The sequence below is a fragment of the Roseovarius sp. D0-M9 genome, from assembly GCF_037083805.1.
In the GTDB taxonomy this organism is placed as follows: domain Bacteria; phylum Pseudomonadota; class Alphaproteobacteria; order Rhodobacterales; family Rhodobacteraceae; genus Roseovarius.
This window is the reverse complement of the sequence record NZ_JBAPKZ010000067.1, coordinates 1-8812: the sequence shown is the minus strand read 5'-3', so window position 1 is coordinate 8812 and position 8812 is coordinate 1. Positions and strand designations below refer to the sequence as shown.

Genomic DNA, 8812 nt, shown 5'->3' with positions numbered 1-8812 from the left:
AACAACCTCAGATTACGAAGAAGCGCGGTGGCCGCCAGACCCGGCCGCGCGCTGCGCTACGCCAAGGGCTTCGCGCGCGGCCTCTTACACCACCCGGTGGGGCACTACCTCCTTCCCGGAGAGGTGCTTGAACGGCGTCTTTTTTGGCAGATCAACCGGCTTGCATCCGACCAGCTTCAGGAGATGACTCGATCAATTCTTTCCGTGGCGCGGCGAGAGCTTGCTCGTGAATAGCGTCCGCGGGAATAGTCGGAAACCTCGCACTGCCGCCGGTCATGCGCCTGCGGCGAATAGCTGGTTCGGTGACGCTGCGCTGCGGCAATGATCGAGGCGTTGAATACGCCTGTGCGGATGGCTGCTGCATTGCAAGAGGTTTTCGGCGATTATTGCGGTCATTTTGGTCAGTACAGTCGTGTGTCCGGCCTGTTTGCGTGGCAGCGTTGTCGCCACTGGCCCTGATGAACTCCGCAAGCGATGTTCCAATCGGCTCATCGGCCTCGGAGGGCCGCTGACATTCCCGAAGTGTCCTTGCTCTTGGTTGACTTAATTCCGCATCATCACGTCAACGTCTTGCATCTCGTGGGCAGCTGGTGCGTTCAGAACGCAGGCTGCCGGTATTCCTGTTTCTTTGTGACCATCGCCCATATGCTCCTTGCTGCTTTGTTGGCCATCGCGGTTGTTGCCAAGCGGAACGGTTTGTCGGCGATGACCTTCGCGGTCCACAGATCCACCTTCTCAGGCGAACGCTTCGCCACTGAGTGCGCGCAGCGCGATACAGACCATCGACATGATCGTGCGCGACAAGGGTGTCCTGGCCGATGCCTTGGGTGCCCAGCATCCTTGGAACATGTCGGGCACGCCCGAACTCATCGTGACCGATTGTGGGTCCGCCTTCATCGATTTCGACACCCGTGCCGGAGCCACTGATCTCCTCCCCCAAGATGAAGAAAATCGAGAAGGCACTGACGGATGCGCTGCGGCGCCTTGATCCAGATGCGCCACCGATCACGATTCAGGCCCGCGCATGGCTGATGGCCGAAAGGTCTGAACGCAGACGGCGCCGACTCTGAATACCTTTTTGGCCGCATGCCAAACCATGAGGCGTGCGGTTTGTGACATCCATGGCAAACCCGTTTGCCGTCGTATTTTTTGGCTTAGTGAACAAGATTTGTGGCGCACTTATGATCGGCGCAGCGGCATTGCTGGCGAGCAAGGACTTTCAGCCGCAACGGTAGTCGCGTGATCGGATTGCCGACATTCCTGCCTTGCGCATCCTGCACTGTGGGCTCCGTGCGGACTTCTGATGCGGCGTAGCTTTACGTGATAAGGTGAACGTCAAGGTCTACTTGTCATCGGGGATGCCTGGCAGCCCCCGGGATCGTTGCAAGCAACAGCTATTCGCGCTTTGATAATGGCAAGCTGCCACGTAAGGAGGGATGAAGCATGAGTAGTGCGACAAGATTTTCTGGCCGCTGCCTTTGCGGTGAGGTCACGATCAGCGTCAACGGCGAGCACGACGCCCAGCCAGGCGCCTGTCACTGCCGAATGTGTCAACGATGGTCAGGCGGGGTCTTTCTGGCGTTCACTGCCGCAGCCGATGCGGTGACAATAGTGGGTCCGGTGAAGCGCTTTCAATCTACCCGATTTGCTGAACGCGCATTTTGCGCCACGTGCGGAACGCATCTCTGGATGCGAAACACGGGCAATCAAGCGGAGGGCTATGACCTGATGCCCGGATTGTTCGATGCCGCACATGACTGGCCGCTGCGCTCTGAGATATACATAGACAAGGCCATGGCTTCGGTTCGCTTGCAAGGTGACCACCCTCGCGAGACTGAGGCGGCATATGAGGCATCCAATCGACACATGAAATGACCGCAGTGTTGCGATGCGTGCCTATTTACGGCCCAGACCAGACAGATATTCCAACAACCAGCGCTGCAATGCAGCTAACTCGTTGCTGCCATTCGTGCGGGCTGCGGTATTTCCAAAAGGCAGTTGAGAATGCGCCTCGGATTCCTCCACAGCCACAGTAGAACGATTTGCGTTAAACGTCTGCCACAACCTCGCCCTTCATCTCCCCCGTCATTCGGGTCATATCCTCTCTGCGGACCGATTTGCGTACCTCGTCGATCTTCAGCTCGGCCGCGTCCCTCGTGATCTTATCCGGCCATTCTGTGATCGCGGCACTGGTCCGTGCGCTTGTGCGGATCACGGTGACGCGGCTTGCCCCTAAACTCTTTAGTGCGGGCAGGCGTTTTTCTTCAATCGAGCGCAGAGATATATTGTAGTCAATGCCGTCCACGATCTCCCAAGTGGTGATTGTTATATAGCGCATGTTTACCTCCATCGGTTACGGTGTAAGTCTACCACAAAAATCGGCAATTCGCCTTGTTCCCTTTCCCCTGCCGCCCAATGTACTTGCGCAACAAAACGGCCCTTTTCTGCCATCTTTGCGCCAGCCCAATGCTGCGGTGCAGCCCAAAAAAGCGGTCATTCACGGATCGTGCAGCATTTGTCGGATGAAGCGTTGGTCAGCGAACTTTCTGTCATTCGCCGCAGCTGCGAAATTCCTGTCGGCGAACCGAGCCCCCTCGAAGATTGCACTCGGCGGTGGCGGGTGCCGGGATGCATTTCGGTTCAGCGCCAGCCGGACCGGGAGCATCATCGTCAGGATCATGCCCAGTCACATCGCAGCAGATTTCAGCGCGTCTGCCAGGCCCCATTTCCCGCTTGCGGTGGCGCAGAAGGGCAGCGCATTTTCGAATGCGATTGGATCGCCAAGAACCTGGGCCCTCATAAGGGCAAGATTTGCACGCCTGGCCCCGCCTCATCGAGTGAGTGATCCGGGTGTGTCCATCCTCAGCAGTTGGGCCAGGGCAGAGCCCCAGCCAAGCACGATGAGCCCGACGAGCAGCAAATGCGTGCCTTATCTGCCGCGTGCGTCGACGCTGATGGCCGGCCATGACGTCATTTTTTGCGCACTCGTGCCAGTTGCCCTGCGGCAGCGGCGCTGGCAAAGGGGTTGGTGTACAATTTGTCGTGGCTTTCGACGCCCACGTCGAAGACGCAATCCTCGTTCGGGCGGGCCACGCAGAGCAAGACGTAACCTTCGTCGGACTGGCGCTTGTTCAGCGCCGTGCCTTTTGGTTGGCGGACAGATCCTGAAATCATCCTGGCCGCGCATGTGATGCAGCCACCGTATCGGCAGGCGATCGGCAAGACATGTCCCGCCGTCTCGGCCACGTCGATGATTGGCTCGTCCTCGCCGACCTCGAAGGACACGCTGCCGCGGTTTCGCAGCGTCACTGTGTGCTTGCGCATGTCTCCTCCTTGCAGATGGGTCCCGGCCCCGAGGGGCCGGGAAAGCTGGGGAAGAGTAGTCAGACCCAGATGTCTGAGGAACAGTCGCCGCCGGGATAGCGTGTTTCATGCGCCCGCGCGGGCCCGTGCGGCTCTTCATTGAAATCGATGATGAAGTCGTCACGGATTTTCATGCCGCCGTTTTCATTATCGCAATCCACGATCAGCATGATGCCACCCTTGTCCTTCATCGACGGGTAGAACTGGTTGTCCCAGGTCGAGAAAAGCGACGTCGTAACATAGAGCCGCTTGCCGTCGAGCGACAACTGGATCATCTGCGGCGCGCCATCGACGGTGCGGCCGTTCACCTCGTGTGCCTTGCCCAGCAGCCCGCCGATCCAGACCTGGCCGGTCAGTTTCGGGTTGAACGGATCGGAGATGTCGTACTGCCTCAGATCCCCATGCAGCCAGTTCGAGAAGTAGAGGTACCTGTCGTCCATCGACACGAGGATATCGGTGATCAGGCTTGGCATCGGAACGGGGAAACCTTCGACATCCACGGGAGGCACGTCGATGATCTTGTTGACCTCGATCTTGCCGTTGTCCTTGTGGTAATGAAAGATGTTCGATGCCAGCGCCGCGCCGACAAAGCCATGCGTGCTGTCGGGATCGTGGTGGAACCGTGCCTCCAGCGGGATCATCCCTTCCTCGCCCAGGTCGATCGATTGCTCGACCTTGCGATTCTTGAAGTCCCAGAAATGGATGTGCTGGCCGTATTTGCCCCGCGCCACATCCTCAAGGTCAAAGCCCGGCATGAAGGTGTTGGGCGAGGCCCATTCAGTCGAGATCATCATGTTGTGGCGCGGCTGATACCAGAAGTCGTAGTTGTACTTCATCTCGCCCAAGTCATTTTCCCAGCGCCCAATGATGTTGAAATCCTTGTCCAGATGCAGGAACCCGCCCGGTCCGTTACCATCGGCATCCCCCAGCATCGACACGATGATGTCAGCGCCGAGACAATGCACGGTGTGCGGGGCAGACAGGTTGGTCTTGGCCTTGATCTCGCCCCCGTCGATGGTCTTGAACAGGGTCGGCTTGCGCGGATCGGTGGCGGTATCGACGATGTAGAAATTGGTGGTGCGCACGCCCGGGATGATCAGGTATTTGCGCTCCATGCTGCCATCGGTGTTGCACGAGGAACAGGCGTTCCAGCCCATGTGGTGCAACTCATCCCCGACGACCGGCATTTCCGTTCGGTGAATTACCTTGCCGTAGGTCGGGCTCTCTTCGTCAACGTCGATGGTGGCCAGGTAATCGGGTTTCTCGATCCCGGTCCCGGTATAGATGCAGATCGTGTAGACAACTTTCTCGCGCGGAGCCTTGATCGCCTCTTGTGGCGACGCATAGCCAGGCCCTGCACAGTAGCTTCCGTTGTTCTCGGTCATGTCATTCCTCCTCTAATGTCGACGCGGTGGCTGGTTTCCTCGTTCTTCCATCGGTTTCAGCAGTGGGATGTCGGTTTCTTGCATCTGGGCCAAGTTGCACAGTTGGATCGCAGCGCTAATTTTAGCTGCAACTTGTATCAATTCTTCACCAATCTCGTTGCGATAGGCCGGCTTCAAGCGGCGGACAGGACCTACCGCGCCGACACTGAACGACGCCCCGATATGGCCGATCAGCACCGGCGCGGCGACGCTTGAGACACCCATGTCGATTTCCTGATCGCATTCGGCATACCCCTGTTTCACAATCCTTGCGAATTCGGCCTTGAGCCGCGCTTTTGTGGATTTTGTGTATTTCGTGTAGGCGCTGAGCGTGCCGCTGAGAATTTCCTCCTGGAAGCTTTCGTCGGCAAAGGCTGCAATTGCCTTGGAGCAAGAACATGCATGCATCGGGCGCGCGCCGAGGCCGGGATGTATGAACCCGCGTGCGGGGTCGTCTGGCGTTTCAACGTGGATGATTTCGACCTGTCGGCTGCGAAATCGGGCCAGGAACACGGTGTCGCCAAACTTGACTGCTGCCGCCTTCAGCGCTGGTGCGCATGCCCGGCGTACGTCGATGTCGGATTTGCCCAGCAGCGCGATCCGGATCAGACGCTCTCCGATCAGATATTGCGCATTGCCGTCCGAGTGGTCGATCAGCCGATGGTTCGCCAGTGTTTGCAGCAGCCGGTAGCAGGTGGGGCGCGGCAATCCGGTTGCCTTCTGCACCTCTGGCGCGGTCAGCCCGCGACCGGCAACGGCAATGATCTCCAGAATTGCAATGAGGCGGTCCAAATGCACGGCAAGTCTCGCGATTCGAGTAACTGTCTCGAATGATGATCCCTTGAGCGGTGTTGACGCAAGGAAAATCTTGGGGCGCGTCCGATCTCTGCCGCCCCTGCCAGACGTTCAAGAAGACGGCCTCTGGCTAAAAGGATGCCGTTGGATCCATGAGCGCGCTCAAATCCTTGACGTCCTCGGTGGTAGGATACCTTCTGCAAAAAAAATGCCTTGACCCTGCCGGTGAATTTACGCCCGCAGCGACCGATTGGATTGACGGGCGGCGTCGCAACAACTCGGTGGAACTACGGGCGGCCCCTGTGGACCGCCTTTTCACTGGCAATTTTCCTGCATCCGCCGGGTGCTGCAACTGCTTGCTCGACAACGATGGGCTTGTAGCCGACCTCGGAGGCAATACTACATCTTGTGATACAATGATCCGTCAATGTCGGGTTGCCGATGTGGGAGGGTACCCAAAGGATTAGCTTGCAACAACGTCGTTCCGCGGCCATTAGGCTGGCGTGACCATTTCATCAGATCATTCCGCAGTTTCATTGGCCGCTCTCGGCTGGTTGGCGTTTTTTTCCGAGCAATTGGAGGCTGGCGAGGCAGGCCTTGCTCCGATGCGCATTGCGACCGTTCACCGGGACCGGCTCACTGCGGTATCCGAACTCGGCCCAGTGCGGCTGGAGCTATCCGCTCAGTCGCATACGGCGGACTTCGCCGTGGGGGATTGGGTTCTGGTGGACCCCGGGACAGACTTGCTGGTGCGGCGGCTGAATAGACGCATGCTGTTGCAGCGGAAAACCGAAGGCAGTCGGCCAACGCAGCTGATTGCTGCGAACGTCGACACGCTCTTGATCGTCACCTCCTGCAACGACGACTTCAATCCGGCACGGCTGGAGCGGTATCTGGCGCTTGCGAACGAGGCTGGGGCGACCCCGGTGATTGTTCTGACGAAGATCGATCAGACGGCTGATGCTGCCCCCTACCTGCGGCAGGCCGAAGCCCTTCAACTCGGATTGGATGTCGTCATGTTGAATGCAAAAGCACCGGAGGCGGCACTGACATTGGCTCCCTGGTGCGGCCCCGGGCAGACCGTTGCCCTTGTCGGATCGTCCGGGGTAGGCAAGTCGACCTTGCTCAATACCCTGTCGAAGACGTCATCCGAGGACGCACAGCCGACAGGACCCATTCGCGAGGCCGACGCCAAGGGGCGTCACACAACCACGTCGCGTTCGCTCCATGCAATTGCCGGTGGCGGCTGGGTGATCGACACGCCCGGGATGCGGACGCTGCATGTCAGCGACGTCACGGATGGGCTCAATACTCTGTTCGCGGAGATTGTCGACCTCGCCTCCCGGTGTCGCTTCCGGGATTGCACCCATGATCATGAACCCGGTTGCGCGGTTCAGGGCGCGACAGCCGACGGGACACTCGATCCTGCGCGCCTTGGCCGATGGCGCAAGCTTGTGGCGGAAAACCTGACCAACACCTCCATCCAGTCCGGGCCTCGAGGTAACAAGATCACGAGGCACATCGGCAAGCGACGCTGACGACCTCGGCCCGGAGCTCNACCTGACCAACACCTCCATCCAGTCCGGGCCTCGAGGTAACAAGATCACGAGGCACATCGGCAAGCGACGCTGACGACCTCGGCCCGGAGCTCCCGTTCGTAGTGTCGGTGCTATGCTGCGGCGCGGCCCGTCGAACCGGCCGTTCGCTGCACGCTGAAAATCTTGGGCCCGGTGAACTTGCACACTGCGGAGTTTTCTGCGGTTGAGGAGCCAGACATGAAGGTCCGTCCCTCTCGGCTTTATGGACTTTCCATGTGGATCGCACACGGTTTGCAAAAAAAACAGAGCCGTAAGCGCCTTGGTTGCCCATACAAAATGGTCTGTTCTTACAGCAGCAGCACTGTGAGCCTGAAACCCGATCGTGACCCCTTTTTGCCACCGAAGGTGCGAACGTCTCCCATGCAGGCCCTCTCTTTCAGCTCCTGCTTCAAAAAGACGGGTTCGGCACATCCAGGTACCGTCAGGGGAGAGCGGCATGCATCTACGGAAAGCCCGCGCGCTTCAGCCCGTCCAGAAAGATCTCCAGATGCTCGGGGATGCGCACGAAAAACAGCCGCGCGCGTGCAAAATCGCAGGAAAAGTCGGGACGTGCGCGCATCAGCGCCGGCACGTGCCTGCGCGCGCCTTCGAGATCGCCGGACCGAGCCAGCCAGGATATGAGTATTGCGCGCGCCCAGTAATGCGCGTTGGGCACCAGTGTCGCTCTGCGCGCCCATTGAACTGCCGCCTCGCAATCGCCCAGAAACATGTGTGCAAGCGAGCGGTAGGACATGAAGGCCCATCGGAACGGGTCGTTGGGGCTGAGTGCTAGTGCGCGCTCGAAATACGGGATGGCACTCTCTGCCCTTCCATCCAGGGCAAGCGCATCCCCGAGCCCGCAATGCGACAGGGCGTGGCAGGGATTGAGCGCGATCGCGGTCTCAAGCGCGTCGATCGCTGCCGCGTATTCGCCCCGCACCAACCGCACCTCCCCCAGCGCAAAGAAGGCATCTGCCTCCTGGTCGTCAAGCGCCGTGCCGCGTTTGGCCAGCCGTAGCGCCTCTTTTAGATTTGCCTCGTCTGTCTGCCCGTCGAAATAGACAATTTCCAGAACCATCGCATAGGCCAGACATGAATGGGGTTCTGCAAAGTCCGGTGCGCGGGCAAGGGACTGACGCATCAGGTTCTGGCAGCGCCGGTTGCCTTCGCCGGTAAAGCGATGAAACTCAGATAGTCCGAGCTGGTAAAGTTCCCATGCACCCAGACTGGACGGCGGCAACCGCCCGGCGCGTTTCTGTTCGTTGATGCCAAGTTGGCTGGCGATGCGCGCGGCAACAAGGCCCGACACCTCGTCCTCGAGGTCGAAGATATCGCGGAGCCGGCGGTCGAACCGTTCCGACCAGATGCAGCGCAGGCCTGGCATCTCGACAAGCTGGACCGTGACGCGGACGCGGTCCCCGGAAAGGCGCACGCTGCCCGTCACGCCGTAGTCAGACCCGAGCGAGTGCAGAATCTCGTCAAGCGGTTCGCCCGAGCGACCGAGCGCGAAGGCGGAATTGCGGGTGACGACACGCATCCACCGATGAGAACGGCGGTGCGAAAGTCGGCCACGGTAGCGGCGGGATGAGCCTGCTGCGGGCGGCGTAAAAGTCGTCCACCTTTACCCTTTCTGGTGACAGGGAGGGCGGGAGA

The 8812-nt window shown here is 59.5% G+C and carries 10 protein-coding genes and 1 pseudogene; 4 read left to right on the top strand and 7 right to left on the bottom strand.

Going from position 1 to position 8812, the window contains the following annotated elements; translation table 11 throughout:
• A pseudogene (locus V8352_RS20675) lies at nucleotides 1-234 on the top strand (hypothetical protein); the annotation flags it as partial.
• Between the two features lie 362 nt (nucleotides 235-596).
• On the opposite strand, the gene V8352_RS20670 reads toward V8352_RS20675, so the two are convergent.
• Complete coding sequence (locus V8352_RS20670) at nucleotides 597-755, bottom strand: hypothetical protein (RefSeq protein ID WP_336426164.1); 159 nt, start codon at nucleotides 753-755, stop codon at nucleotides 597-599.
• A 32-nt stretch (nucleotides 756-787) separates the two neighbouring features.
• Here V8352_RS20670 and V8352_RS20665 point away from each other — a divergent pair, with 32 nt between their 5' ends.
• Entirely contained in the window at nucleotides 788-988 is a 201-nt protein-coding gene (locus tag V8352_RS20665) for a hypothetical protein (protein WP_336426163.1), read from the top strand.
• 455 nt (nucleotides 989-1443) lie between these two features.
• Nucleotides 1444-1875 carry a GFA family protein gene (locus V8352_RS20660; RefSeq protein ID WP_336426162.1) on the top strand — a complete coding sequence of 144 codons (432 nt, stop codon included), beginning with the start codon at nucleotides 1444-1446 and terminating at the stop codon, nucleotides 1873-1875.
• 172 nt (nucleotides 1876-2047) lie between these two features.
• Here V8352_RS20660 and V8352_RS20655 read toward each other — a convergent pair whose 3' ends face one another.
• The 5 genes from V8352_RS20655 to V8352_RS20635 all read right to left on the bottom strand — a co-directional run bounded on the left by V8352_RS20655 (nucleotide 2048) and on the right by V8352_RS20635 (nucleotide 5585).
• Nucleotides 2048-2338, bottom strand: a complete 291-nt coding sequence (locus tag V8352_RS20655) for a hypothetical protein (protein ID WP_336426161.1) — start codon at nucleotides 2336-2338, stop codon at nucleotides 2048-2050.
• A gap of 159 nt (nucleotides 2339-2497) precedes the next feature.
• Complete coding sequence (locus V8352_RS20650; protein ID WP_336426160.1) at nucleotides 2498-2680, bottom strand: hypothetical protein; 183 nt, start codon at nucleotides 2678-2680, stop codon at nucleotides 2498-2500.
• Nucleotides 2681-2970: 290 nt separating this feature from the next.
• Nucleotides 2971-3324: a 2Fe-2S iron-sulfur cluster-binding protein gene (locus tag V8352_RS20645; protein WP_336426159.1), complete on the bottom strand. Its 354-nt coding sequence runs from the start codon at nucleotides 3322-3324 to the stop codon at nucleotides 2971-2973.
• Between the two features lie 59 nt (nucleotides 3325-3383).
• A complete protein-coding gene (locus V8352_RS20640) occupies nucleotides 3384-4748 on the bottom strand; it encodes a selenium-binding family protein (protein ID WP_336426158.1) in 1365 nt (454 codons plus the stop codon).
• 12 nt (nucleotides 4749-4760) lie between these two features.
• Entirely contained in the window at nucleotides 4761-5585 is an 825-nt protein-coding gene (locus V8352_RS20635; protein ID WP_336426157.1) for an IclR family transcriptional regulator, read from the bottom strand.
• Nucleotides 5586-6085: 500 nt separating this feature from the next.
• Here V8352_RS20635 and rsgA point away from each other — a divergent pair, with 500 nt between their 5' ends.
• Nucleotides 6086-7120 (top strand): ribosome small subunit-dependent GTPase A, encoded by a 1035-nt coding sequence (gene rsgA, locus V8352_RS20630; protein ID WP_336426156.1) that lies wholly within the window; start codon nucleotides 6086-6088, stop codon nucleotides 7118-7120.
• Between the two features lie 502 nt (nucleotides 7121-7622).
• Here the strand turns inward: rsgA and V8352_RS20625 are convergent.
• Nucleotides 7623-8696: a tetratricopeptide repeat protein gene (locus tag V8352_RS20625; protein ID WP_336426155.1), complete on the bottom strand. Its 1074-nt coding sequence runs from the start codon at nucleotides 8694-8696 to the stop codon at nucleotides 7623-7625.
• Nucleotides 8697-8812 lie beyond the last annotated feature (116 nt).

Bases quoted from the DNA above. Each gene is read 5' to 3' on its own strand.
- V8352_RS20660 (WP_336426162.1), top strand. From the start codon at position 1,444: ATGAGTAGTGCGACAAGATTTTCTGGCCGCTGCCTTTGCGGTGAGGTC.
- V8352_RS20645 (WP_336426159.1), bottom strand. From the start codon at position 3,324: ATGCGCAAGCACACAGTGACGCTGCGAAACCGCGGCAGCGTGTCCTTC.
- V8352_RS20655 (WP_336426161.1), bottom strand. From the start codon at position 2,338: ATGCGCTATATAACAATCACCACTTGGGAGATCGTGGACGGCATTGAC.
- V8352_RS20665 (WP_336426163.1), top strand. From the start codon at position 788: ATGATCGTGCGCGACAAGGGTGTCCTGGCCGATGCCTTGGGTGCCCAG.
- V8352_RS20640 (WP_336426158.1), bottom strand. From the start codon at position 4,748: ATGACCGAGAACAACGGAAGCTACTGTGCAGGGCCTGGCTATGCGTCG.
- V8352_RS20650 (WP_336426160.1), bottom strand. From the start codon at position 2,680: ATGATCCTGACGATGATGCTCCCGGTCCGGCTGGCGCTGAACCGAAAT.
- V8352_RS20625 (WP_336426155.1), bottom strand. From the start codon at position 8,696: ATGCGTGTCGTCACCCGCAATTCCGCCTTCGCGCTCGGTCGCTCGGGC.